The following is a 24,297-nucleotide window of genomic DNA, read 5'->3' on the forward strand; positions in this document are numbered from 1 at the left end:
TATGCCCAAGCCTTTCACCCCCAAGGTCATCACCGCCAATGCGCTGCTCGAAGGCGACGTTGTCTACCAAACCGCCACCGGCTGGACCCGCAGCCTTTCCGAGGCCGAAGTGCTGACCGATGAGGCCGACGCCGATCTGCGCCTGATCGACGCGCTCAGTCAGCAGGATCTGGTCGTCGGCGTCTACCTCGCTGATGTGGCCCCCGAGGCCAGCGGCCCCAAGCCCACACACTTTCGCGAAGAGTTCCGCGCCAAAGGCCCGTCGAACTACGCCCACGGCAAACAGGAGACCCTGTGATGTATAGCTATACCGAATTCGACGACAAATTCCTCGCCGAGCGCAACGCCCAGTTCCGCGCCCAAGTCGAGCGCCGCATCGACGGCTCGCTCACTGAGGATGAGTTCAAACCCCTGCGCCTGATGAACGGGCTCTACCTGCAACTGCACGCCTATATGCTGCGTGTGGCGATCCCCTATGGCACGCTGAGCAGCGCGCAAATGGACAAGCTCGCCTTCATCGCCGAGAAATGGGACAAGGGCTACGGCCACTTCACCACGCGCCAGAACATCCAGTACAACTGGCCCGAGCTGCGCGACGTGCCCGACATGCTCGACGCGCTGGCCGAGGTGAACCTGCACGCCATCCAAACCTCCGGCAACACGATCCGCAACGTGACCGCCGACCATTTCGCCGGTGCCGCCGCCGATGAGGTCGCCGATCCCCGCCCCGTGGCCGAGTTGATCCGCCAATGGTCCACCGACCACCCCGAGTTCCAGTTCCTGCCGCGCAAGTTCAAGGTCGCCGTCACCGGTGCCGCCGCCGACCGTGCGGTGATCAAAGCCCATGACATCGGGCTGCGCATCGTCGAACGCGATGGCGAACAGGGCTTCGAAGTCATCGTCGGTGGCGGCCTTGGCCGCACCCCGATGATCGGCAAGGTGCTCTATGATTTCGTCAGTGCCGACGACCTGCTGCCCACGCTCGAAGCCATCGTCAGCGTCTACAACGTGCTGGGCCGCCGCGATAACAAATACAAAGCGCGGATCAAGATCACCGTGCACGAAAACGGCATCGAAGACATCCGCGCCCGCGTTGACGCGCAATACGCCCTGATCCGCAGCCAATTCACCGGCGTGGATCAACAAGTGCTGTCGCGCATTGAATCCGATTTCGCAGCACCCGAGTTCAAAACCGCCTCCCTCGCGGCCTACGAGTCTGCTTATACCAACGATCCGGTCTTCCGCGCATGGGCCGATACCAACCTCGCCGAACACCGCGCGCCGGGCTATGCCATCGTGTCGATCAGCCTCAAGGCCCACGGCGCCACACCGGGTGATGCCACAGCCGACCAGATGCGCGTGATGGCCGACCTCGCGCGCCGCTTTGGCCATGACGAGCTGCGCATCAGCCACGAGCAGAACGTGATCCTGCCCCACGTGCACCGCAGCGACCTGCCCGAACTGCATGCCGCGCTGAAAGAGGCCAAGCTGGCTACTGCCAACATCGGCCTGATCTCGGACATCATCGCTTGCCCCGGCATGGACTATTGCGCGCTGGCCACCGCCCGCTCGATCCCCATCGCCCAAGAAATCGCCACCCGCTTTGACGAGCTGAAGCTGGAGCATGACGTGGGCCCGCTCAAGATCAAGATCTCGGGCTGCATCAACGCCTGCGGCCACCACCATGTGGGCCACATCGGGATCCTCGGCCTCGACCGCGCGGGCGTGGAGAACTACCAGATCACCCTTGGCGGCGATGGCACCGAGGATGCGAGTCTTGGCACCCGCACCGGCCCCGGCTTCTCGGCCGAGGAGATCATTCCGGCCATCGAACGCCTTGTTTTGGGCTACCTCGACCTGCGCAACGATCCTGCAGAGACCTTCTTGCAAGCCTACCGCCGCCTCGGCCTCGCGCCTTTCAAAGCGGTGCTCTACCCCGAGACGGCCAATAAGGACCGGGCCAATGCCGCTTGACACCCCTGAACTTCATCCTTTCTCAAATACCGATGCGCCGCCCCCCGAGGGGCTGCGCGCGGTCGAGGAAAAAGTCGCACGGCTCAACGCGGACCTGCGCCACCACGGGGCGACGGATGTCATCCGCCGCGCCTATGCCGAGATCGAAAACCTCACCCTCGTCTCAAGCTTTGGCGCGGAATCGGTGGCGCTCTTGCACCTTGCCTCAATGGTGTCGCGGGATATCCCGGTGCTCTTTATCGACACCGAGATGCTCTTTGCCGAAACGCTCGTCTACCAGCAGGAGCTGAGCGAGCGGCTGGGCCTGCGCAAGGTCACCACCCTGCGCAGCGAAGAGATCGCAGCACAGGATCCCGATGGCACGCTGCACCAGTATGACACCGACGCCTGCTGCGCATTGCGCAAAACGCGGCCCTTGCAGAACGCGCTGGCGGGGTATGACGGCTGGATCACCGGCCGCAAACGCTTTCAATCCGGCAGCCGCGCGGCCTTGGAGTTCTTTGAAGTCGAGATCCCCGACGATGGCGCTGCCCCGCGCATCAAGGTGAACCCGCTGGCCTATTGGGCAACCTCGGATGTGGCCGATTACATCACCGAGAACCGCCTGCCCCGGCATCCGCTGGTGGCCAAGGGCTATCCCTCGATCGGCTGCGCACCCTGCACCTCGCCCGTGGCACCCGGCGAAGACCCGCGTGCCGGGCGCTGGCGCGATCAGAACAAAGAAGAATGCGGCATCCACTTTGTGAACGGCAAAGTGGTCCGAACAGGAGACAAATCATGAGCGTACTCGTAACCGACACAGGTTTCACCGCCGACGACTGGACCCATGGCTATTGCGAGGATGGTGCGGCGAATGATTGCCGCGCCGTCGATCTGGCCTCTGACGCCGATGCCCATGCCCTCTCCCTCGCCCCGGCGCTGGAGATGATCCGCGTCGATTTCCCCTCTTTCGCGGATGGGCGCGGCTTTACCATCGCACGTGTCCTGCGCCTGCGGGGCTACACGGGCCGTTTGCGCGCCCGCGGGCATGTGCTGGCCGACCAATACGCCATGGCCCGCCGCGCGGGTTTTGATGAGGTTGAGATCGACGATGATCTGGCCGCGCGTCAACCTGAGGACCAATGGCTGGCCCGCGCCGATTGGCAGGCCCATGACTATCAGTCCCGCCTTCGCGGAGCCTCCCCACAGGCAGCGGCGGCCAAATAGGCCGCTTCATTGCCCTCCCCCATTCCTTGCCATAAGTAGAGGCCGCAAACCGATTTGCGGAAACCATGATGACCGAGCAGAGCACAGTGAACCAAACCGCCGCCAAGCCCGTCCCGACGTTGCCCGACGCCCAGACCGTAACCTCTGTCACCCACTGGACGGATCAGCTTTTCTCGTTCCGGGTATCGCGGCCCGCGTCCTTGCGCTTCCGCTCGGGCGAGTTTGTCATGATCGGCCTGATGGGCGATCCGCACCCCGAGACGGGCAAACAAAAACCCCTGCTGCGCGCCTATTCCATCGCCTCCCCCGCGTGGGACGATGAGCTGGAGTTCTACTCGATCAAGGTGCAGGATGGCCCGCTGACCTCGAAACTGCAGCACATCCAGCCCGGCGACCAGATCATCCTGCGGCCCAAGCCCGTGGGCACGCTGGTGCATGACGCGCTGCTGCCGGGCGACCGGTTGTGGATGTTCGCCACCGGTACGGGCTTTGCCCCCTTTGCCAGCCTGCTGCGCGAGCCTGAGACCTATGAGAAATTCGATGAGGTCATCGTCACCCACACCTGCCGCGATGTGGCGGAACTGGAATATGGCCGCCAGTTGATCGAAGGGCTGAAGGCCGACGAACTGATGCAAGAGCTGATCGGCCCCGAAAACCTCGCCAAGATCCGCTATTACCCGACCACCACCCGCGAAGAGAGCCCCAAGATGGGCCGGATCACGAACCTTTTGCAGGATGGCACGGTGTTCAAAGATCTCGGCGTGCCCCAGATCAATGCCGCCCACGACCGCGCCATGGTCTGCGGCAGCTTGGGCTTCAACAAGGATATCATGGAGATCCTCGAAGGCTTTGGCCTCACCGAGGGCGCCAATTCCGACCCCCAGCATTTCGTCGTGGAAAAGGCCTTTGTGGGCTAACCCAGGTTAAGCCTTACGAAAGGTCGCAGCGTTACAAGTGAGTCGTCGGCGCTGCTTTGCCGACGCTCTGGCAGAACCCTGCGCATCCCAAAAACGCCCCCTTCCGCTGCACTGCGGCAGGGGTTAGCTGACGCCTTGCGAGCGCGGGGGACTGCCGCGCAAAACGCAACCACAGGCGAAAGGCACATCATGACGAGCACTGGGACCCCGACCCCAAAGAAAGTCTCCGATCTGGCAACTGAAAAGGCCGATCTGTCCAGCACAGCGCTGATTGGTATTTTCGGCAGCGACGCTACGCCCGGCGCGCTGATCCGCGAAGGCGGCGGCAAAATCTCCCGCGTTGAAGTGGGCGACCAAGTCGCTGGCGGCGTTGTTGCGGCCATTGGGCAAGGCACATTGGTGCTTTCCAGCCGCCGCGGCAACAAAGTGCTGCGCCTGCCGCAGGGCTGAGCGGCTCAAGGAGGCGCGACACCGCGCCTCTTGACCTGCCGCCCGGGGCAGTGCACATCGCGGGCATGAGCAAGACAGCATTGATCACCGGCGCGTCGCGCGGCCTTGGGGCCGCTCTGGCAGAGGCTTTGGCCCCCACCCATCACATCATCGCCGTCGGTCGCACGACCGGCGCGTTGGAAGAACTGGATGACCGTATCCAAGCCGAGGGTGGCAGCGCCACACTGGCCCCGATGGACATCACCAACGCCGATGCGATGGCGGTGCTTTGCCGGGGCATCCACGACCGTTGGGGCGGGCTTGACCTCTGGCTGCACTGCGCCGTGCACGCAGCCCCACTAACGCCCACCGATCACATTGACGCCAAGGATATGGAGAAATCCATCGCGGGCAATGTCACCGCCACGGCGCGGCTGATCACCTTTGTCTCCCCGCTTTTGGGGGCAGAGGGCACGGCGGTCTTCTTTGATGATCCGCGTGCTGGCACGAAATTCTTCGGCAGCTACGGGTCGACCAAGGCCGCGCAGATCGCGCTGGCGACCTCTTGGCAGGTTGAAACCGCGCAGATCGGCCCGCGCGTGCATATCCTCACCCCCGACCCGATGCCCACTGCCACCCGCGCGCGTTTCTTTCCCGGTGAAGACCGCGCAGCGCTCAGTGACACCGCCACGCAGGCCGCTGCGGTATTGGCGCAACTGTCGGAAAACTCCGCCTTGTGAACCGCGCGGCACCGGCGCGCTGCGCTTGCCGCCGGTCCGCCCCTCGCCTATCAAGGCAAAAAGGGGCCTTTCATGCGTATTTTGATTACAAACGATGACGGCATCAACGCGCCCGGTCTGGCCGTGCTGCGCGCCATTGCCGAGGAATTGGCCGGGCCCAAGGGCGAGGTCTGGACCGTCGCACCCGCGTTTGAGCAATCCGGCGTCGGCCATTGCATCAGCTACACCAAACCGATGATGATTTCGCAATTGGACGACCGCGTCTTTGCCACCGAAGGCTCTCCCGCTGACTGCGTCCTTGCCGCGATCCACGACACGATGACCGCCGCGCCCCCCGATCTGGTGCTTTCGGGCGTGAACCGGGGCAACAACGCGGCTGAAAACGCGCTTTACTCCGGCACGCTCGGCGGCGCGATCGAGGCGGCCTTGCAGGGTCTGCCCGCCATCGCCCTGTCGCAATACTACGGCCCCGCCAACCGCGATCTGGCTGATCCGTTTGAGGCCGCAGCCCAGCATGGCGTCGAGACCTGTCGCCGCATTTTGGAGCATAGCCCCAGCGAAGAAGCGGCCTATGGCCTTTTCTATAACGTGAACTTCCCCCCCGTCGCGGGCGCCGATGTGCGCGGCATCCGGCTCGCCCCTCAAGGCCGCCGCCCCGCCACCGGGTTCTCCACCGAGGCGCATCTGTCGCCCTCGGGCCGCCGCTTTTTGTGGATCAAAGGCGGCGACCAGCGCGTGCAGACAGCGCCCGGCAGTGACGCCTGCGTGAACCTTGATGGCTATATCTCGGTCACCCCAATGCGCTGTGACCTGACCGACCACGCGGCGCTTGAAACATTGTCGGGCATCAACGGATGAACGAAGAGCCGATCTCTGAGGCGGAGCGCAAGATGCAGTTCCTCTATGCGCTGCGCTCCAAGGGCGTGACCGATGCGCGCGTGCTGACAGCGATGGAAGCGATCGACCGCGGCCCCTTTATCCGCGGCCTCTTCGCCAGCCGCGCCTATGAGGATATGCCCCTGCCCATCGCCTGCGGTCAGACCATCAGCCAGCCCTCTGTCGTGGGTTTGATGAGCCAAGCCTTGCAGGTGTCGTCGCGCGATAAGGTGCTCGAAATCGGCACCGGCTCGGGCTATCAGGCCGCGATCCTCAGCAAGCTCGCGCGGCGGGTCTATACGATCGACCGGCACCGGCGCTTGGTGCAAGAGGCGCGCGGCGTGTTCGAGGCGATGGATCTTAACAACATCACCGCGATCACCGCCGATGGCAGCTTTGGCCTAGCCGAACAGGCACCCTTTGACAGGATCATCGTGACCGCCGCCGCCGAAGACCCGCCCGGCCCCCTGCTGGCCCAGCTCAAAGAAGGCGGCATCATGGTGCTGCCCGTCGGCCAATCCGACACCGTCCAACACCTCATCCGCGTGCGAAAGACCGCTGATGGGCTGGAATACGACGAATTGCGCGCCGTGCGCTTTGTCCCCCTGCTGGAAGGCTTGGGCAAGGACGGCTAATAGGTTAGAGAGACACGGACAACGCCCCTTACCGTCTGGGGCGAAGATGAGGACTTGCAGATGCGCCAAACACGCTTGCGCCGCCCCATGCGGCTGACCCTAATGGCCGGGACCAGTGCGATACTGCTGGCAGGTTGCGAAAATCAGCCACTGGATTACGATATGCGCAGCACCTTTGGCGATGGGTTTTCCACCGCCGAAGCGGCACGCGGCCCCTTGGCGGACCGCCCCAAGCCCGACGCCCGGGGCGTGATCGCCTACCCCAATTATCAAGTCGCCGTCGCCCGCCGTGGCGATACGCTGAAAGACGTGGCCGCGCGTGTCGGGGCCGACAGCGGCGAACTCGCACGCTACAATGGCATTGATCCGGGCGTCCCGCTTCGCCAAGGAGAGATCATCGCCCTGCCCCGGCGGGTCGCCGAACCTGCCCCCGGCACCAATGGCGCCGTCGATATCACCACCCTTGCGGGCAGCGCCATCGACCGCGCCCCGGCGACGCCGAGCGTGCAAACGCAAAGCCTGCCCCCTGCAAGCACCGGCACCACCGCGCCGCAGCCCACAGCGCCTCAGCCTACCGCGCCGCAATCGGCGAAAGAGCCGGTGCGCCACCGGGTCGAGCGTGGCGAGACCGCCTATACCGTTGCGCGCCTCTATAACGTGCCGGTCAAAGCGCTGGCGGAGTGGAACGGCCTCGGCCCCGATTTCGCGATCCGCGAGGGGCAATTCCTGCTGATCCCGGTAGAGAAACAAGCGCCCCCGCGTCAGGCGACCAACACCGCATCCAGTGCCGCCGCCTCGCGCCCCGTGCAACCTGTCACCAGCGCACCCGGCGCGGGCAGCCCCACGCCGACGCCTCCTTCGGCGGCCAAACCGCTGCCGCAGGATGAGACGGCGAAACCATTGCCACCCAAAGTCGAGCCGAAAGAGCCTGTGGCCGATGTCGGCAAACCCACCGCCCCTGCAAAAACGACGAAGATGACACCGCCGGTCCAAGGCTCCATCATCCGCGCCTATTCCAAGGGCAAGAACGAGGGCATCAACATCAAGGGCAACCCCGGCGGGCCGGTGAAGGCCGCCGAAGGGGGCACCGTGGCCGCGATCACCAAAAGCGCCGAGGGCATTCCGATTGTCGTGGTGCGCCACCCGGACAACCTGCTCACGGTCTATGCCAATGTGGACGGCGTGAATGTCGCCAAGGGCGATACCGTCAGCCGGGGCCAGCAGATCGCCAAACTGCGCGGCGGATCGGAATCGCATGTGCATTTCGAGGTCCGCAAGGGCTTTGAGAGCGTCGATCCGACGCCCTACATCCAGTAATCAAACAAAAAAAGGCCCGCAGAACTTGCGGGCCTCTTTGCTGAAGCACCAGACAGGCGCGGTCACCCTCCTGAGACGGGAACGCCCTTTCTGCCAGCCAAATCCACGAAATACTGCCATGCCACCCGGCCCGACCGCGCCCCGCGTGTGGCCTGCCATTCGACAGCCTCTGCGCGCAGGGTGTCGTCGTCGATTTCTACGCCGAAGGCATCGCAATAGCCGCGGATCATCGCCAAATACTGGTCTTGATCGCAGGGATGGAACCCAAGCCAAAGCCCGAAACGATCGGAGAGAGAGACCTTTTCCTCGACCGCCTCCGAAGGGTTGATCGCACTGCCCCGCTCATTTTCGATCATGTCGCGCGGCATCAGATGACGGCGGTTCGAGGTGGCGTAGAGCACCACATTCTCGGGCCGCCCTTCGATGCCGCCATCCAGCACCGCCTTCAGCGACTTGTAATGCGCGTCATCATGGCCAAAGCTAAGGTCATCGCAAAACAGGATAAACCGCTGCGACGCCCCGCGCAGCAGTGTCAGAAGCCGCCCGACCGAGGGCAGGTCTTCGCGCTGCAATTCGACGATGCGCAACGCTTCATGTGATGCCTGAACATCTGCGTGTATCGCTTTGACAAGACTGGATTTCCCCATGCCACGCGCACCCCAGAGCAGCGCGTTGTTCGCAGGCAGACCCGCCGCGAATTGGCGGGTGTTGGCCAGAAGGGTATCCCGCGCCCGGTCGACGCCAATCAACAGCGGCAGGTCGATTCGCGCGACCTGCGGCACCGGTACCAGACGGTCGGGGTCGGTGTGCCAGACGAATGCGGTCGCGGCGTCAAAGTCCGGGGCGGACAGCGGCGCCGGAGACATACGCTCCAGCGCCGCTGCGATACGGTCCATCGGATCGTCGATCACAGCAGGTCTTCCTCGTCTTCCTCGTCTTCGTCGTCAAAGTAGCCCTCTTCGCGCAGCTTCTCGTCGCGCTTTTTCTCGACCCGACGCACGAGGAAGATCGAGATTTCGTAAAGGCCGTAGACAACAACAAACAAGATCACCTGCGTGATCACATCTGGCGGCGTGACAAGGGCAGCCAACACAAGGATCGCCACCACGGCATATTTGCGCACATTGCCCAGACCTTCGGAACTGACCAGCCCGGCCTTGCCCATCAGGGTCAGCAGCACGGGAAGCTGGAAGCACAGGCCAAAGGCCACGATGAACTTGATCGTAAGCGAGAGGTATTCCTGCGCCGAGCCTTGGAATGCGATGGCCGCGATGCCGTTCTCACCCTCTGGCCCCTCACCGACGAGCGTACCCGCCTGCTGGAACCCAAGGAAGAAATCGAAGGCCAGCGGCGTGACGACGTAAAAGGCAAAGGCCGCACCAAGGAAAAACATCACCGGCGAGGAGATCAAAAAGGGCAGAAAAGCGCCCTTTTCGTTCTTGTAGAGCCCCGGTGCCACGAAGCGCCAAAGCTGGTAGCTGATGAAGGGAAAGCCCAGCACCAAACCACCCAAAAGCGAGATCGAAATCGCAACGAAGAAACCTTCTTGCAGTTTGATCAGGATCAGCCCGCAATCCTCTTGGCCCCGTTCCGCCATGGCCGAACACAGCGGTTCGGTCAGGAAGTTGAAGATCGGGTTCCAGACGGTAAAGCAGATCACCATGCCGATGATAAAGGCGATGACCGAATGGATGAGCCGCGTGCGCAGTTCGGCCAGATGTTCGATCAACGGGGCCGAGCTGTCGTCGATCTCATAGTCGTCGGAGGCGCTCATTTAACTTACTCTTTTTTCGCAGCGGGTTTGGCTGCCGCTGGCTTTTTGGCAGCAGGCTTTTTCGCAGCGGGTTTCTTGGCAGCAGGCTTTTTCGGCGCTGCTTTGGCCGGCGCTGCTTTGGCCGCTGCTTTGACCGGCGCCGCTTTGGGTGAGGCCGCTTTAGCAGGCGCCGCCTTGGCTGGTGCCGCGTCTTTCTCGATCACGGGCCGTGCCGGTGCAGCTTTCGCAGCTTCGTCCCGGGCCGGGGTCGCGTCAGACAACTTCGCCTCTGCCGCCTCGGCCTGAGACATGGCTTCTGCCGCTTCGCGCTGCTTGCGCTCGGCTGCGGCGCGGGCGGTGCTGGCTTGGATCTTCTTCACATCCTCGGCCTTTTGCGCCGCCAATTTGCCGGTCTCGCTCTCGGGGTCGAAGTTGGTCAGCGAGCGGGTCGCGTCCTTCACCTCATCCATGGCGCTGCCCAGCGGGTTGGTCGCGGTTTTTAGCGACTTGTTCAGCGACGACGACATCTCGCGCATGCCGCTTTCGTCGGCGGCGTCGTTCATGGCCTGACTGAATTCACGCGCCATGCCCTTGGCCTTGCCCACGAATTGCCCAACGCGCCGAAACAGCACGGGCAGGTCCTTGGGGCCGACCACGATCAGGGCCACCACGCCGATGACTAAAAGTTCCGTCCAACCCAGATCGAACATCGGGTTACACCCGGTCCTTGTCGGCCTTCAGGTCGGTCTTGGGATGCGTGCCCTGATCGGCATGCTCGGGCAGGTCGGCATGGTGCACTTCGTCAACATGTTTGATGTCGTCGCTGCGCTTGGTCTCTTCTTCGCCTTCGCTGATGCCCTTTTTGAAGCTAGTGATGCCTTTGCCAACTTCACCCATAAGCGAGGAAATCTTGCCGCGGCCGAAAAGCACCAGCACGACAACCGCGATCAGCAGCAGGCCCGGCAGTCCGATATTGTTCAACATGTCTGTTCTCCCATCATGTTTGGCGCAAATCATGCAGCGCCGTCCTGCCTGTGATAGCGGGCGGCGGCAGGACCATGAAGGGGCAAAGCGGCGGATGGGCGGTGCTGCGGGCAAAGGACTGCCAATTTTCGGGCGTGCAATTCCTCTTATGACATGTTTTTGTCAGGAGCGTCAGGAGGCGTCATGGTGTCAGTGAAAACCGAAGATCGGCTCGTGCGGTTGATCGACAGGCTGCGGGATGGGCGGCTGCACCGGGCCGAGGATTTGGCCCGGCTGTTTGGCGTCTCCCCCCGCACGATCTACCGCGATATGGGCAAGCTCAGCGCGGCGGGCCTGTCCATCGTCGGAACGCGGGGCGAAGGCTATCGGATCACCCCGGCGATCACCCTGCCCCCGCTGACACTAACCCCGTCTGAATTGGAGGCGCTGAACCTCGGCCTTGCTGTCGCGGCAGAGGTTGGAGACCCCGCCTTGCAGGGCGCGGCAGAGACATTGGCCGCCAAGTTCGACGCGGTCTTGCCGACCGAGACCATCGCCGAGGGGGCCGCTTGGTCGCAGGCGCTGACGGCGCAGGGCAAGGCCACACGGGTTTTTGCCCATCTGCCGGTGCTGCGCGCCGCGGTGCTGGCGCGTCAGAAGCTGCGGATCGGGGTCGCGGGGGAAGAGACCCGAGTGCTACGGCCACTGAAGGTTGAGAATTGGGGGCGGTTTTGGATGCTGACCGCCTGGTGCCAAGATGAAAAGGGATTTGCTACCTACGCGATCGATCAGATCGAGAGCGCCGAGGCCTTGCCAGAGCTGTTCGTCGACGAGCCGGGCAAAACGCTGGCTGACTACCACCCCTAGCCCTGAATCACGGGCGCAGGTCCGCTTGGCTGGCCCAGACCGCCCGGACGGTCTGCCCCCCGGCTCAGCCCTTCAGTTGCCAACCGGTCTGCAGCGGCAAGAACGCCTCGACACTCGCCTGCGCGATCACGATGGTATCCTGCCCCGTCGGCACGTTCAGCCCGCCCTTCACGGCACGTACCTCGGCCCGGCCACGCGGCAGATTGGCCACCAGCGCGTCAACATCCACCTTTTCTGGCTCTTGCACCGCCACGGTGACCTGCACACGCATCTGGTCCGGTGTCACGTCAAGCGCGCCGAAAAGCGGCAGAGAGGAATGGCGCAGGGCATCCTCGATCGCGCGGGCGGCGGCTTTGGTATAGTCCATCCCGTGCAGATCGTTGCCCATGCCCATTTCGATGATGATCCGCTGCTCAGTCATCGGCAGGCTCTATGTCGAAACCGACGGAAAGGGCCACATTCGCCATGACGGTCGGGTTCCCCTCTCCTTCGGGGCGCGGCACATCCAACCCGCCGTGATGCAGGTTCACCGTCACCTCACCATAGGGAAAGACCGCGCGCAGCGCTTCGGCATCGACCAGATCGGGCCGTTGCACGCCCACGTCGAGGATGATCCGCATGGCGGACCTATCGAAACCAAAAAGCTCTGCCAGATTGATCGAGTTATGCCACAGCGCATCCTGCACCGCGCGTGTCGCGGCCTGCGTATAATCGGCGCGGCGCAGGGACGACCCCATGCCGAATTCTACCATCAGGGGCTTCATGCCGTCACCGGAAAAACAAAGCAGCGGTCGCGGCGCACGGTCAGCCACATGACGGCGCCGGGTTGCGGCAAAAAGACATTCGGCACCGTGGCCTTGAGCCGCGATCCGTCCTCTTCCAACACAAATTCAACAAGGCTTTCGTTCCCCATAAAGCGCGCGCGTTCCACCACGGCGCGGGCCGGTGTGCCATCGGTCGCCGTGGGGCGTGGGCCTTTGCCTGCACGGTCAAAGTCGATGCGCAGGTGTTGCGGGCGAAAGACAATATTTACCGGCGTGCCATCGGGCACCCCCGGGGCAAGGAATTGGCCAAAGACGGTATCGGCCAGCGCCCCGGTCACCGTGGCCTCAAGCACATTGGCATCGCTGAAAAATGCGACAGAGGCGCGATCGACGGGCCGCGTATAGACGTTATAGGGCGCGCCCTGCTGGACGATCTTGCCGTCGCGCATCAGCGCAATCTCATCGGCCATGCGCATCGCCTCATCCGGCTCATGAGTGACCAGCAGAACGGCAGTGTCCTCTTCTTTCAGGATGCTCAGGGTCTCATCGCGGATGCCGTCGCGCAGACGGTTGTCGAGGCCGGAAAAGGGCTCGTCCATCAGCATGATGCGCGGCTGCGGCGCCAGCGCACGGGCCAGCGCCACGCGCTGCTGCTCCCCGCCCGAAAGCTGGTGCGGATAGCCGTCGATATAGCGCAGCAGGTCCACCCGTTCGAGCAATTCCTCAATCCGCTTGCGCTTCTCGGCCTTGGTGCCTTTCTTGAGGCCAAAGCCCACGTTATCGGCGACGCTCAGATGCGGGAACAGGGCGAAGTCCTGAAACATCAGCCCAATCTCGCGCCGCTCTGGCGGGACGCGAAACATGGTGTCGCAGATCAGCTTGCCATCGACATGGATCGTGCCGCTGTCTTGCATCTCAACGCCCGCGATCATGCGCAGCGTGGTGGATTTGCCGCAGCCCGAGGGGCCGAGCAGACAGGTCACCTGCCCCGGCATGATCTGCAAAGACACGTCATCGACAACCTGCCGCCCGCCATAGGCGCGGCGCAGATTGCGGATTTCCAGTCGGGGGGTGGGGTCACTCATGGAAACTGCGGTATCCGATCAAATCACTCGGAAACCCAGCTATCAGCCTCGCCGCGCCCCCGCAAGCACCGCTGCGAACCCGGCCAGTAGCACGATCACGCAAATTACCAACAATTGCTCGTATTTATGCCCCTCGGGCAGAAGGGCCGCCACCGGCGCCCAGCCGCGCGCGAAATAGGCCGCAGCCCCGAGCATCGCGGCGGCAAAGGCGGCGAGGTAACTCCAGACCGCGATGCGGCGCCCCGCCACCAGCCCCACCAGCAGCACCGGGGTAAGGAACATCGACGCGGTGCCACTGACCGCCACGGCATCGAAAAGCGTGGCATTGCCCCAAAGCGTCAACAGCGCACCAAGCGCCATGAACCCCGCCATCACCAGCCGCCCGCCCCTCAGGCTGCGCGGCGCGATGCGCCATTCTTCGACCATCAGCCGCGCGGCCGAGGCCAATGCGGAATCGAGCGTCGACAGCGCCGAGACGAGCAGCGACAGCATCAGCGCCACGAAAATCCAGCCCGGAAACATCTGCCCCCATGTGCCGATCAATTCGCCTTCATAGGCCGCACCGGTCAGGCTGGCTTGGATGCCGAAAAAGCCAAAGCCGATGATGCAGAGTGTCGAAATCCAAAAGGCGTGCAGGAAAGAGGCCCGCGTGGTTGCCTCATCCGCCAGAAAGCCGCGGTCCATCATCACCGGATCATGGGCGGGGTAGGAGAAGACCTGCAACAGGGCGACCGCCAAAAGCACCCAACCGTTATAGGGCCCCGAGACGCCCGGCGCACTCAGCACCGCGCCAAGCTCGAACCCCGGGCTCAGCAGCAGCGCACCGAGCGCGAGGCCGAAAACAACAAGAAAGACCAGCATCTGCACCACATCCGTGCGCAGCGCGGCGGAAAGCCCGCCCCATGCCGAATAGCCAAAGCCGAGCGCAGCGACGATCAGCACCGCCAGCGTGCCGGACCCCGGCCAGACAGCCTCGAAAATCAGCGCAACGACCAGCAGATTGGCAAAGACCTCGGACAGCAGCCGCAGCCCGATCACGAGGTTATAGGCCGCCGTGCCCGAACGCCCGAAATGCCCACCCAGCCAGTCCTGCACCGACCGCGCGCCGCCCCGGCGCAGATGCCCCACGATAAAGCCGCCCGTCAGGAATGAGCCATAATAGGCCGCATAGGCCAGCGTGCCCGCGATGCCGTAGAAATAGCCCAAGATCGCGGCGTTCATCAGGCTGCGGGCAAAGATCCATGTGGTGACTTGGCTTAGCACCAGCACCCAAAGCCCCGGCGCACGGCCCGCCGCATTGGCGCCGCCGAAGAACCCTTCGACCGTTGCGCGACGCGGGGCCACCAGCAGGCTGGCAAGGATTATGGCCGCGAAAAGAAGGACAAGAACGGTGGTTTGCATGCGGACGGACCTTTTGCGAAAAGCTGACCCTCAAGGGTTAGCCGCCGCCCTCAATCCCCGCCAGCGCTGAAACCGCTGCTGTCAGGAATGTGATCCGATGCGAAGCGCAATGGCCGGGACGCGCGCCCCGGCCAAGCTCTGCTTACATGGTGAGATTGGTGCCGCCGCCATCCAGCAGCAGGTTCTGGCCCACGATGAAGCCCGCGTGCTGCGAGCAAAGGAACGCACAGGTCGCGCCGAATTCATCACGGGTGCCGTAGCGGCCTGCGGGAATGCCCGCCTGCCGCTCGGCGCGGGCCTCGTCCAGCGTGATACCCTTGGCCTTGACCACACCCGCATCCAGCGAATCCGCGCGGTCGGTGGCATGGATGCCCGGCAGCAGGTTGTTGATCGTGACCCCCTTGCCCGCGACCTGACGCGCGGTGCCCGCGACATAGCCCGTAAGCCCGGTCCGTGCCGAGTTACTCAGCCCCAAGACAGCAATCGGCGCGCGCACCGACTGGCTGGTGATGTTCACGACCCGGCCCCAGCCGCGCTCCATCATGCCGGGCACCAGCGCTTTGATCAGCGCAATGGGGGCCAGCATATTGGCATCGAGCGCCTTGATGAAATCTTCGCGGTCCCAGTCATGCCACATCCCCGGAGGCGGGCCACCCGCGTTGTTGACGAGAATGTCACAGCCCTCGGCGGCCTTGATGACCAGCGCCTGACCCTCTTCGGTGGCCACATCCGCCGCCACGGTGACGACTTCGACGCCATAGTCCTGACGGATACGTTCTGCCGACGCCTCAAGCGCCTCGGCGCCGCGTGCGTTCATCACAAGGTTGACCCCTGCCGCCGCAAGAGCTTCGGCGCAGCCAAGGCCAAGCCCTTTGGATGAGGCACAGACCAGCGCCTTCTTCCCCTTGATTCCCAAATCCATTTTGCGATTCCTCCTATGCATTTGCATATGCCTACCACGCCCTGCGGCCAATGCCAGCAAATCACCCGAGCCTTGACCCATCCGGGCCACAATTCTACCTTATCCCGCTGGCGAAAGCCCTAAAGCCAAAGGCCCGTCATGTCCCGCACCCGCACCGCCCCCGCACAGAACATCGCCGTCTACCGCGCCGGGCAATTTTGCGCGAGCGACGGGGCGAATATGGGCGATACGCTGGGTTTTGCCGCTGAATTGGTGCTGGATGACGTCTATGAGCTGGACCGTGCGGCAGAGCCTTTGCGCCTGTCCCTGCTGACCCTGCCGGGGGATCAATTGCAGCTTGCCGAGGATACCGGCGTGGGCAGCCCCGGTGCTGAGTTGCATCTCGACAGCCTGCTCACGCTGATGTCGCCCGACGGGCAAACCCAAGAGGCGCTGCTGCTGGTCGAGGTTGATGGCAAGGGCCACGCGGCTGAGGTGTACCTTTTGCCGCTAGGCCCGCTGACACCGCAAACGGGCTACCGTATTGTGGGCATCGACACCCAGACCGCACGTCAGAAATTCGGCCAACTCGCCTGCGTGTCCTTCACACGCGGCACCCATATCTCGCTCAGCACCGGAGAGTTGCGCCCCATCGAAGACCTTCGCGTCGGTGACCGTATCCTAACCCGCGACGACGGCGTTCAAACCCTACGCTGGATCGGTCAAAGCACCCTGCGCGCGGTGGGCGAATTCGCCCCGATCCGCATTCAGGCAGGCACGCTGAACAACGAACATGACCTGATCGTCAGCCCCGACCACCGGCTTTTCATCTATCAACGCAGCGATGAGATGGGTGCGGGCCGGTCCGAATTGCTGGTGAAGGCGCGGCATCTGGTGAACGGTGACAGCGTGACGGTGCAGGACGGCGGCTTTGTCGATTACTTCCAACTGCTCTTTGACAGTCATCAGATCATCTACGCCGAAGGGATTGCCGCCGAATCCATGCTGGTCGACAGCCGCACCCGGTCGGTGCTGCCGCCGGAAATGGCCGCGGCCTTGGGCGAGGTGATCCCAGGCCACTCCGATCTGCCCCATGCCGGGCTTGATCTGGCCGAGGCGCTGCTCAACCGTCCTGATGCGGCGGCGCTGCTGCGCAAAGCCTCTACCCGTTAAGGTGCCTCAACGGCATAGTGAAACTCTTCCCGGACGATTTTGCCGTCTTTCACGTGGTAAACGCCGATCTCTTCCATCTGAAAGCGGTCGCCGCTTTGCTTGTCGGTGGCGTCGACCTTGAAGACCGCGCTGAACTGCTCATCGCCGAAATAAAACGGGCCAGAGACTTCACTCGCGTGCTCTTCCATCGCGTTTTCCCACCAGTCGTGTTTGCCGTGGATGGCCTTGATCCCATGCGTCTCACGCCCCTGCCCGCCCATATCGGCGGCCTCTACGGATACGGCATCTTCGGCATATAGCTTATCAAGGTTCTCGCGCACTTTGGCCGCACCGGCACGGCAGCCGTTAACCAACTCTTGTGCAATCTCTTTCAGTTCCATCGCAAATTCCTCCATGTACCACTTATGTTCTCATGTTAGGCCGAGAGCCGATTCGCAGCAATGGCCAGATTGCGCCCGGTCGCGGCGCAGCCTATATGGGGCGGATGTTGGACACGCCGCAAAACCGCCCCGCCCTGCCCGCCGAGATCGCGCGTCGTCGCACCTTTGCGATCATCAGCCACCCTGACGCGGGCAAGACCACGCTGACTGAAAAGTTCCTGCTGTTCGGTGGGGCCATTCAGATGGCTGGCCAAGTGCGCGCCAAGGGCGAAGCGCGGCGCACGCGGTCGGACTTCATGGCGATGGAAAAGGACCGGGGCATTTCGGTCTCGGCCTCGGCCATGTCGTTCGATTTCCACAGCGGTGACACCAACTACCGCTTCAACCTCGTCGACACGCCGGGCCACTCGGACTTTTCGGAGGATACCTACCGTACGCTGACGGCGGTGGATGCCGCCGTGATGGTGATCGATGGGGCCAAGGGTGTGGAAAGCCAGACGCAGAAGCTTTTCGAAGTCTGCCGGATGCGCGACCTGCCAATCCTGACCTTCTGTAACAAAATGGACCGCGAAAGCCGCGACACCTTTGAGATCATTGACGAAATCCAGGAAAACCTTGCCATCGACGTGACGCCCGCAAGCTGGCCCATCGGTGTGGGCCGCGATTTCGTGGGCTGCTATGACATGCTGCGCGACCGTCTGGAACTGATGGACCGCGCCGACCGGAACCGCGTGGCCGACAGCATCAAGATCGAAGGGTTGGACGACCCCAAGCTGGCCGAACACGTCCCCGCCACCCTGCTGGAAAAGCTGCGCGAAGACCTTGAGATGGCGCGCGAATTGCTGCCGCCCTTGGACCTCAAAGCGATGCACGAAGGCACGCTGACGCCGATCTGGTTCGGCTCTGCGATCAACTCTTTCGGGGTGCGTGAACTCATGGAAGGCATCGCCAAATACGGGCCAGAGCCGCAAATCCAAGCCGCCACGCCACGTCAGATTTTGCCCGAAGAAACCAAGGTCGCGGGCTTTGTCTTTAAGGTGCAGGCCAACATGGACCCCAAACACCGCGACCGGGTCGCCTTTGTGCGCCTTGCCTCGGGGCATTTCGAGCGGGGCATGAAAATGACCCATGTCCGCACCAAGAAGCCGATGACGATTTCCAACCCGGTAATGTTTTTGGCCTCAGACCGCGAATTGGCCGAAGAGGCTTGGGCCGGTGACATCATCGGCATCCCCAACCACGGGCAGCTGCGCATCGGCGACACGCTGACCCAAGGCGAAGCGCTGCGCGTCAGCGGTATCCCCTCCTTCGCGCCCGAATTGCTGCAATCGGTCCGCGCGGGCGATCCGCTGAAAGCGAAACACCTTGAGAAAGCGCTGATGCAATTTGCCGAAGAAGGTGCCGCGAAAGTGTTCAAACCCTCCATCGGCTCGGGTTTTGTTGTGGGCGTTGTTGGACAATTGCAGTTCGAAGTGCTCGCCAGCCGGATCGAGTTGGAATACGGCCTGCCGGTGCGGTTCGAGCCGTCGCAATTCACCTCGGCTCGCTGGGTGAATGGCACGAAACAAGCCGTTGATAAGTTTACCGAAAACAACAAACAGCACATCGCCCATGACCACGACGGCGACATCGTATACCTAACCCGCCTGCAATGGGACATCGACCGGGTTGAGCGCGATTACCCGGACGTGAAACTTACCGCGACCAAGGAAATGATGGTCTGAATTAGCCTCTCCGCTATGGGTCGTAAGCCTTGATTTCGCGCGCAATCATGGCATTCTGGACCCAACCGGGGAGACGCGATGACGACGACGACGAAATGGGGGCTGGTTGCCACAATTTTGGCCCCCGCTGACGAGATTAGACGCTTTGCCGCCTACCATCTTGAGGCAGGTGCGCATCGGCTCTATCTATTTCTCGACGCTGAGAACCCAGAGGCTTTCGACAGTTTGAAAGCCCACCCCAAGATCCGCGTCGTCACCTGCGATGATGCCTATTGGCAAAAGCTCTGTGGCAAACGCCCGCAAAAGCATCAGGTCCGCCAAAGCCAGAACGCCACCCGCGCCTATAACCGCGCGGATGATGTGGATTGGCTGATCCATATGGATGTGGACGAATTCCTTGTTGCCGAGCGCCCTGTGGGCGAGGTGCTCGCCGCCCTGCCCGCGGCGCAAAAGATCGCCCGCATCCGCCCGATGGAGGCTTTGGCAGGCGATGCGACAGCCTTCAAATCCTTCATTCCAAACGGCCCGCAGAGGGCGCAGATCGTGTCGGAGCTTTATCCAACCTATGGCGAATACGTCAAAGGGGGATTCTTGAGCCATTTGGCCGGAAAGGTCTTTGTCCGCACCGGGATGGCCGACGTTCGCCTTCAAATACACAACGCTTTTCAGAATGACGCGATGATTGAGGGGCCAGAGCAGCAGCCCGGCATTGATCTGGCACATCTGCACGCAAAAAGCTGGCCCGACTGGCTGGCCGCCTATCGCTACCGGCTGGAAAAAGGCTCTTACCGTTCCGATCTCGCCCCCAACCGACCCCGTGATCGCGGCGGGCTGTCGATGCATGAGCTTTTTTCCATGATCGAAGCCGAAGGGGGTGAGGCGGGATTACGCGCCTTTTTCAATGAGGTCTGCGCCGACACCCCCGAGTTGCGCGCGACCCTAAAGGCGAAGGGTTTGCTGCGCCTTGCTGATCTCGACCTTGATGCAAAGGTGTCGCGCCATTTCGCAAGTTAAGCGCCTGAGAGGTCAAGTGTTTGACGGCTGGGCCGCAACTTGCTATGCGCTTTCGCAACATGCCGCGGCATATGCCGCCCCTTGGGCCATTCGGGCCGGCTTGTATTGCTGCCGCGGGCCAAGTCAGTGTCCGCTCAACCCGGACGCACATGACAAAATTTACCGATCTAAACCTGAATGCCAAGGTCCTCAAAGCTGTTGTAGAGGCTGGCTACGAATCGCCCACACCTATTCAGGCGGGCGCTATTCCCCCCGCTCTCGAAGGCCGCGACGTCTTGGGCATCGCCCAGACCGGCACCGGCAAGACCGCTAGCTTCACGCTGCCGATGCTGTCGCTTCTGGCTCGGGGCCGCGCTCGTGCGCGGATGCCGCGCAGCCTCGTGCTCTGCCCCACGCGGGAATTGGCCGCACAGGTGGCCGAGAACTTTGACACCTATTCCAAGCACCTCAAGCTCACCAAAGCGCTGCTGATCGGCGGCGTGAGCTTTAAAGAGCAAGACAAGCTGATCGACAAAGGCGTCGACGTGCTGATCGCCACACCGGGCCGCCTGCTGGATCATTTCGAGCGGGGCAAGCTGATCCTCTCGGACGTGAAAGTCATGGTCGTGGACGAAGCCGACCGGATGCTCGACATGGGGTTCATCCCCGATATCGAAAGGATCTTCGGCCTCACGCCCTTCACCCGTCAGACGCTGTTCTTCTCGGCCACCATGGCGCCAGAGATTGAGCGGATCACCAACACTTTCCTCAGCAATCCTGAGCGGATCGAAGTGGCACGTCAGGCCACCACGAGCGAGACCATCGAACAGGGCGTTGTCATGTTCAAAGCCTCGCGCAAGGACCGTGAAGCCACCGAGAAGCGCAAGCTGCTGCGTCTGCTGATCGACGCCGAAGGCGAGAAATGCACCAATGCGATCATCTTCTGCAACCGCAAGATGGACGTGGATACCGTTGCTAAGTCGTTGAAGAAATACGGCTATGACGCCGCCCCGATCCACGGCGATCTTGACCAAAGCCAGCGGACCAAGACGCTCGAAGGTTTCCGCAATGGCGAGCTGCGTTTCCTCGTGGCCTCAGACGTTGCCGCGCGTGGCCTTGATGTGCCGAGCGTGAGCCATGTCTTCAACTTCGATGTGCCCAGCCACGCCGAGGACTACGTTCACCGTATTGGCCGCACCGGCCGTGCGGGCCGCAACGGCAAGGCGATCATGATCTGCCAACCCCGCGACGACAAGAACTTTGAAGACGTCGAGCGTCTGGTGCAAAAGGAAATTCCGCGCATCGAGAACCCGCTTGGCAACGCCAAACCAGCAGAAGAAGCGTCTGACGCCCCGGCCAAGACCGATGACAAGCCCAAGCGCACCCGGTCGCGCAGCCGTAAGTCGGACAAACCACAGGCAGACAAGCCACAGGCTGAGCAACCGCAGGCCGACGAGCGCCAAACGGATAGGCGCCCAACGGATAGGCGCCCAACGGATAAGCCCCAGACGGATAAGCCTCAGACGGACAAACCCGTTGAGACCTCCAATGAGGCCAAGCAACCGCAGGCCGAGGCACCGAAAGATGCCAAAGCCGATGTGGCCCCAGAGCGCGAAGCCGAAAGCGCGCAGGGCGGGCGCAAATCTCAGCGCGGCGGCAACAATGACAAACCTTCGCGTGGTCGGGGCCGGAATGACAAACGCGGTGGCAACGACAACCGCGTCGTCGGGCTGGGCGATCACACGCCTGACTTTATCGGCCTAAGCTTCCGTGAGCGCATCTGAAACCAGCCCCACGCGGGCATGAATTCGCCGCTGATCCCTGCCGGGATTGGCGGCTTTTTCATCTGTGCTATGTGAGGGGAAACCTCTCAGATAGGACCATCATGCTGCGCCCTGCTCTCTTCGCCCTCACCCTTGCCCTGACCGCCCTTATCTCTGCCCCCGCCAGCGCCGAGCGCTGCCGGGCCGAGGTCAACGGCGCCGAAGTTGTCGTAGAGGCCGAGAATTTCGCCAATTTCGCCGAGGAAGTCGGCGCCCGCGAACGGCTGATAAATTGGCCCGCGCGGAAATGGAGCAGCCTTTGGGGCGCCCCACCCGCCTGTGACAGCGGGGTGCTGTTCGACTACCTTGCCACCACTGTGCCGCTCGACCAGATCGACGGCTACTGCCTGACCGCCACGCCCGAGGATGGGCATTTCCTGATCCCCGGCGCGCGGAACTATCGCGGCTATTGCAAAAAGACCTTTTGCGAACGGGTGAACACCACCAAGGAAGAGACCGTCGAGATCAGCAAGAACATCGCACGATCCGCGGTCGACACCATCAGCCAGCCGGACAACCTACGCGCCGTGGCGCATAAATCCGGGGCCTTCATTTTGACGGGAGGGGCATCTGCACTGAGCGCCAATCTGGCGACTACAGGCACGACGCTGGCCACCGCGCTATCGACCCCCGCCGCCCTTGCGGCCACGGGGGTAAGCGTGGTCGCAGTGGGCGGCGCGGTCTATATGTGCAGCGGTGGGGAGGAGGTCAGCTCAGACGGCTGACCACCACGGTGACTTCGGGTTTCTTGCCGATTTCGTCATAAGACGACTGACGTGCGACCTTTTTCAGACCGTCGTTCAGCTTGTCGTCATCCCGCAGGGTGGCGGCTTTCTGACGGTTCAGCCACTGGCTGAGGTCTTGTTCCAGCACATCCACAAGCGGTGCATTGGACCGGCCTGTCTCCGGCAGACCCATCAGATCAACCCAAGGCTCGCCCAAGGGCTCATCATCCGCATCCAAAATCATGGTCACGGTGGCATGGCCGTTCAGCGCCATGCGGATACGGTCGCGGATCACACCATCCAGCGCGCCGACTTGAACCGACCCGTCCAGATACATGCGGCCCGTGTCGACATGTTCAACCACCTTGGGCTTGTTGCCCGACAGGTCGATCATCATACCGTTCACGGCCAACACGCCGGTGATGCCCTTGGCATTGGCAATCTTCACATGCTCGCGCAGGTGACGGTGCTCGCCGTGCATCGGGATCAGAACCTGCGGTTTGACGATCGCATGCAGCGTCTCAAGGTCAGGGCGGTTCGCGTGGCCCGACACGTGGTAGAGACCCGAGGAATCATCCACCACATCCACACCCTTTTCAGAGAACTGGTTGATGATGCCGATCACGCCGCGCTCATTGCCCGGGATGGTCTTCGACGAAAAGAGGAACAGATCGCCCTCTTTCAACTCGATGCCCTGATACTTCCCCCGTGCCAGTTGCGCAGAGGCCGCGCGGCGTTCACCTTGGCTGCCGGTGACCAGCAGCATCAGGTTCTCGCGCGGAATCGCCCGGGCATTTTCGGGAGAGATGACAGGCGGAAAGTCTGTCATCACACCGGTCTGGATCGAGGCTTCGACCATGCGGTTCATCGCACGCCCCAGCAGAACGATCGACCGCCCTGCCCGTGCACCCGCCTCTGCCAGCGTTTTGACCCGCGCGACGTTGGAGGCAAAGGTCGTGGCGACGACCATGCCCTCGGCACTGCTCACCAGCTTTTCGATCTCTGGCCCAACGGTCGCTTCCGAGCGGCCGGGATGAGCGGAGAAGACATTGGTGCTGTCGCAGATCAGCGCATTGACGCCATCCTTGCAGACCTCTGCCCAGAGTGCGTCGTCGAAGGCTTCGCCGACGCCGGGCGTGCGGTCGATCTTGAAGTCGCCGGAGTGGATCGTGCGCCCCTCGGGCGTGTCGATGACCATGGCCGAGGATTCAGGAATCGAATGCGAGATCGGCAGGAAGCCCACTTTGAACGGGCCTGCGGTGATCTGCTCTGGCCATGCGCTTACCGTGGTGACCGCATCTTCGGGGTGGCCGTGTTCAGACATCTTCCGACGGGCGATATTGGCGGTAAAGGCGCGCGCATAGATCGGCGCTTTCAGCACCTCATAGGAATGCGCGATGGCGCCAATGTGGTCTTCGTGGGCGTGGGTGATAAAGATCGCTTCGATCTGATCGCGACGCTTCTTCAGCCAAGAGATGTCGGGCAGGATCAGGTCCACGCCCGGCGTGCTGTCCATGTCCGGAAAGGCCACACCGATGTCGACGACGATCAGCCGTTCTTTACCGGGCTTGCCGTAACCGTAGACATAGGCGTTCATGCCAATTTCACCCGCCCCACCGAGGGGCAGATAGATAAATCGTTCGCTGCTCAT

At 62.6% G+C, this 24,297-nt stretch carries 27 protein-coding genes; 16 read left to right on the forward strand and 11 right to left on the reverse strand.

Annotated features, from left to right (window positions below):
* Position 1 precedes the first annotated feature (1 nt).
* The 10 genes from B5M07_RS10750 to B5M07_RS10795 all read left to right on the forward strand — a co-directional run bounded on the left by B5M07_RS10750 (position 2) and on the right by B5M07_RS10795 (position 8,094).
* Positions 2 to 298: a DUF2849 domain-containing protein gene (locus B5M07_RS10750; protein ID WP_120351300.1), complete on the forward strand. Its 297-nt coding sequence runs from the start codon at positions 2 to 4 to the stop codon at positions 296 to 298.
* On the forward strand, positions 298 to 1,974 hold the full coding sequence (locus B5M07_RS10755; protein WP_120351301.1) for a nitrite/sulfite reductase: 1,677 nt from the start codon (positions 298 to 300) through the stop codon (positions 1,972 to 1,974). The genes B5M07_RS10750 and B5M07_RS10755 overlap by 1 nt, the downstream gene beginning before the upstream one ends.
* On the forward strand, positions 1,964 to 2,755 hold the full coding sequence (locus B5M07_RS10760) for a phosphoadenylyl-sulfate reductase (protein ID WP_067942012.1): 792 nt from the start codon (positions 1,964 to 1,966) through the stop codon (positions 2,753 to 2,755). The genes B5M07_RS10755 and B5M07_RS10760 overlap by 11 nt, the downstream gene beginning before the upstream one ends.
* A complete protein-coding gene (locus tag B5M07_RS10765) occupies positions 2,752 to 3,180 on the forward strand; it encodes a DUF934 domain-containing protein (protein WP_120351302.1) in 429 nt (142 codons plus the stop codon). The genes B5M07_RS10760 and B5M07_RS10765 overlap by 4 nt, the downstream gene beginning before the upstream one ends.
* Positions 3,181 to 3,248: 68 nt before the next feature.
* A complete protein-coding gene (locus B5M07_RS10770) occupies positions 3,249 to 4,097 on the forward strand; it encodes a ferredoxin--NADP reductase (RefSeq protein WP_067626163.1) in 849 nt (282 codons plus the stop codon).
* Between the two features lie 189 nt (positions 4,098 to 4,286).
* A complete protein-coding gene (locus B5M07_RS10775) occupies positions 4,287 to 4,547 on the forward strand; it encodes a pilus assembly protein PilZ (RefSeq protein ID WP_067626161.1) in 261 nt (86 codons plus the stop codon).
* A 65-nt stretch (positions 4,548 to 4,612) separates the two neighbouring features.
* A complete protein-coding gene (locus B5M07_RS10780) occupies positions 4,613 to 5,266 on the forward strand; it encodes an SDR family NAD(P)-dependent oxidoreductase (protein ID WP_120351303.1) in 654 nt (217 codons plus the stop codon).
* Between the two features lie 72 nt (positions 5,267 to 5,338).
* Entirely contained in the window at positions 5,339 to 6,124 is a 786-nt protein-coding gene (surE, locus tag B5M07_RS10785; protein ID WP_120351304.1) for a 5'/3'-nucleotidase SurE, read from the forward strand.
* Complete coding sequence (locus B5M07_RS10790) at positions 6,121 to 6,777, forward strand: protein-L-isoaspartate(D-aspartate) O-methyltransferase (protein WP_007120302.1); 657 nt, start codon at positions 6,121 to 6,123, stop codon at positions 6,775 to 6,777. Before surE ends, B5M07_RS10790 begins: the two co-directional genes overlap by 4 nt.
* Positions 6,778 to 6,837: 60 nt before the next feature.
* Positions 6,838 to 8,094: a M23 family metallopeptidase gene (locus B5M07_RS10795; protein ID WP_162931846.1), complete on the forward strand. Its 1,257-nt coding sequence runs from the start codon at positions 6,838 to 6,840 to the stop codon at positions 8,092 to 8,094.
* 62 nt (positions 8,095 to 8,156) lie between these two features.
* On the opposite strand, the gene B5M07_RS10800 is transcribed toward B5M07_RS10795, so the two are convergent.
* Genes B5M07_RS10800 through B5M07_RS10815 form a run of 4 tightly spaced genes read right to left on the reverse strand, consistent with a single transcriptional unit; the run spans position 8,157 to position 10,831 of the window.
* On the reverse strand, positions 8,157 to 9,005 hold the full coding sequence (locus B5M07_RS10800; RefSeq protein ID WP_120351306.1) for an ATP-binding protein: 849 nt from the start codon (positions 9,003 to 9,005) through the stop codon (positions 8,157 to 8,159).
* Entirely contained in the window at positions 9,002 to 9,868 is an 867-nt protein-coding gene (gene tatC / locus B5M07_RS10805) for a twin-arginine translocase subunit TatC (RefSeq protein WP_120351307.1), read from the reverse strand. The genes B5M07_RS10800 and tatC overlap by 4 nt, the downstream gene beginning before the upstream one ends.
* 5 nt (positions 9,869 to 9,873) lie before the next feature.
* On the reverse strand, positions 9,874 to 10,557 hold the full coding sequence (gene tatB / locus B5M07_RS10810; RefSeq protein WP_120351308.1) for a Sec-independent protein translocase protein TatB: 684 nt from the start codon (positions 10,555 to 10,557) through the stop codon (positions 9,874 to 9,876).
* 4 nt (positions 10,558 to 10,561) lie between these two features.
* Positions 10,562 to 10,831, reverse strand: a complete 270-nt coding sequence (locus B5M07_RS10815) for a twin-arginine translocase TatA/TatE family subunit (protein WP_067940504.1) — start codon at positions 10,829 to 10,831, stop codon at positions 10,562 to 10,564.
* A 183-nt stretch (positions 10,832 to 11,014) separates the two neighbouring features.
* Here B5M07_RS10815 and B5M07_RS10820 point away from each other — a divergent pair, with 183 nt between their 5' ends.
* Positions 11,015 to 11,677, forward strand: coding sequence for a helix-turn-helix transcriptional regulator (locus B5M07_RS10820; RefSeq protein WP_205570858.1), 663 nt, complete (start codon positions 11,015 to 11,017; stop codon positions 11,675 to 11,677).
* 64 nt (positions 11,678 to 11,741) lie between these two features.
* Here B5M07_RS10820 and B5M07_RS10825 read toward each other — a convergent pair whose 3' ends face one another.
* The 5 genes from B5M07_RS10825 to B5M07_RS10845 all read right to left on the reverse strand — a co-directional run bounded on the left by B5M07_RS10825 (position 11,742) and on the right by B5M07_RS10845 (position 15,849).
* A complete protein-coding gene (locus B5M07_RS10825; protein ID WP_120351309.1) occupies positions 11,742 to 12,098 on the reverse strand; it encodes a Lin0512 family protein in 357 nt (118 codons plus the stop codon).
* A complete protein-coding gene (locus B5M07_RS10830) occupies positions 12,091 to 12,441 on the reverse strand; it encodes a Lin0512 family protein (RefSeq protein ID WP_120351310.1) in 351 nt (116 codons plus the stop codon). Before B5M07_RS10830 ends, B5M07_RS10825 begins: the two co-directional genes overlap by 8 nt.
* Positions 12,438 to 13,526: an ABC transporter ATP-binding protein gene (locus B5M07_RS10835; RefSeq protein ID WP_067626603.1), complete on the reverse strand. Its 1,089-nt coding sequence runs from the start codon at positions 13,524 to 13,526 to the stop codon at positions 12,438 to 12,440. The genes B5M07_RS10830 and B5M07_RS10835 overlap by 4 nt, the downstream gene beginning before the upstream one ends.
* A gap of 42 nt (positions 13,527 to 13,568) precedes the next feature.
* Entirely contained in the window at positions 13,569 to 14,927 is a 1,359-nt protein-coding gene (locus tag B5M07_RS10840) for a sodium:proline symporter (RefSeq protein ID WP_120351311.1), read from the reverse strand.
* 142 nt (positions 14,928 to 15,069) lie between these two features.
* Positions 15,070 to 15,849: an SDR family oxidoreductase gene (locus B5M07_RS10845; RefSeq protein ID WP_067941767.1), complete on the reverse strand. Its 780-nt coding sequence runs from the start codon at positions 15,847 to 15,849 to the stop codon at positions 15,070 to 15,072.
* 138 nt (positions 15,850 to 15,987) lie between these two features.
* Between B5M07_RS10845 and B5M07_RS10850 the strand changes: the two genes are divergently transcribed.
* Complete coding sequence (locus B5M07_RS10850; protein WP_120351312.1) at positions 15,988 to 17,001, forward strand: Hint domain-containing protein; 1,014 nt, start codon at positions 15,988 to 15,990, stop codon at positions 16,999 to 17,001.
* Here the strand turns inward: B5M07_RS10850 and B5M07_RS10855 are convergent.
* Positions 16,998 to 17,381 carry a nuclear transport factor 2 family protein gene (locus B5M07_RS10855; protein WP_120352229.1) on the reverse strand — a complete coding sequence of 128 codons (384 nt, stop codon included), beginning with the start codon at positions 17,379 to 17,381 and terminating at the stop codon, positions 16,998 to 17,000. The two genes, B5M07_RS10850 and B5M07_RS10855, sit on opposite strands and share 4 nt — an antisense overlap.
* A 104-nt stretch (positions 17,382 to 17,485) precedes the next feature.
* On the opposite strand from B5M07_RS10855, the gene B5M07_RS10860 reads away from it, so the two are divergent.
* The 4 genes from B5M07_RS10860 (at position 17,486) to B5M07_RS10875 (ending at position 22,646) form a co-directional block, all read left to right on the forward strand.
* On the forward strand, positions 17,486 to 19,105 hold the full coding sequence (locus tag B5M07_RS10860) for a peptide chain release factor 3 (protein WP_120352230.1): 1,620 nt from the start codon (positions 17,486 to 17,488) through the stop codon (positions 19,103 to 19,105).
* Positions 19,106 to 19,183: 78 nt separating this feature from the next.
* Positions 19,184 to 20,119: a glycosyltransferase family 2 protein gene (locus B5M07_RS10865; protein ID WP_120351313.1), complete on the forward strand. Its 936-nt coding sequence runs from the start codon at positions 19,184 to 19,186 to the stop codon at positions 20,117 to 20,119.
* Between the two features lie 149 nt (positions 20,120 to 20,268).
* The gene (locus B5M07_RS10870; protein ID WP_120351314.1) at positions 20,269 to 21,882 is read left to right on the forward strand and encodes a DEAD/DEAH box helicase; all 1,614 of its coding nucleotides are present in this window, start codon (positions 20,269 to 20,271) and stop codon (positions 21,880 to 21,882) included.
* Positions 21,883 to 21,983: 101 nt separating this feature from the next.
* The gene (locus B5M07_RS10875; RefSeq protein WP_120351315.1) at positions 21,984 to 22,646 is read left to right on the forward strand and encodes a hypothetical protein; all 663 of its coding nucleotides are present in this window, start codon (positions 21,984 to 21,986) and stop codon (positions 22,644 to 22,646) included.
* Here the strand turns inward: B5M07_RS10875 and B5M07_RS10880 are convergent.
* Positions 22,630 to 24,297 carry a ribonuclease J gene (locus B5M07_RS10880; RefSeq protein ID WP_067626618.1) on the reverse strand — a complete coding sequence of 556 codons (1,668 nt, stop codon included), beginning with the start codon at positions 24,295 to 24,297 and terminating at the stop codon, positions 22,630 to 22,632. The genes B5M07_RS10875 and B5M07_RS10880 overlap by 17 nt on opposite strands.

Origin of the sequence: Sulfitobacter sp. D7 (assembly GCF_003611275.1) — a bacterium.
GTDB classification, from domain to species: Bacteria; Pseudomonadota; Alphaproteobacteria; order Rhodobacterales; family Rhodobacteraceae; genus Sulfitobacter; species Sulfitobacter profundi.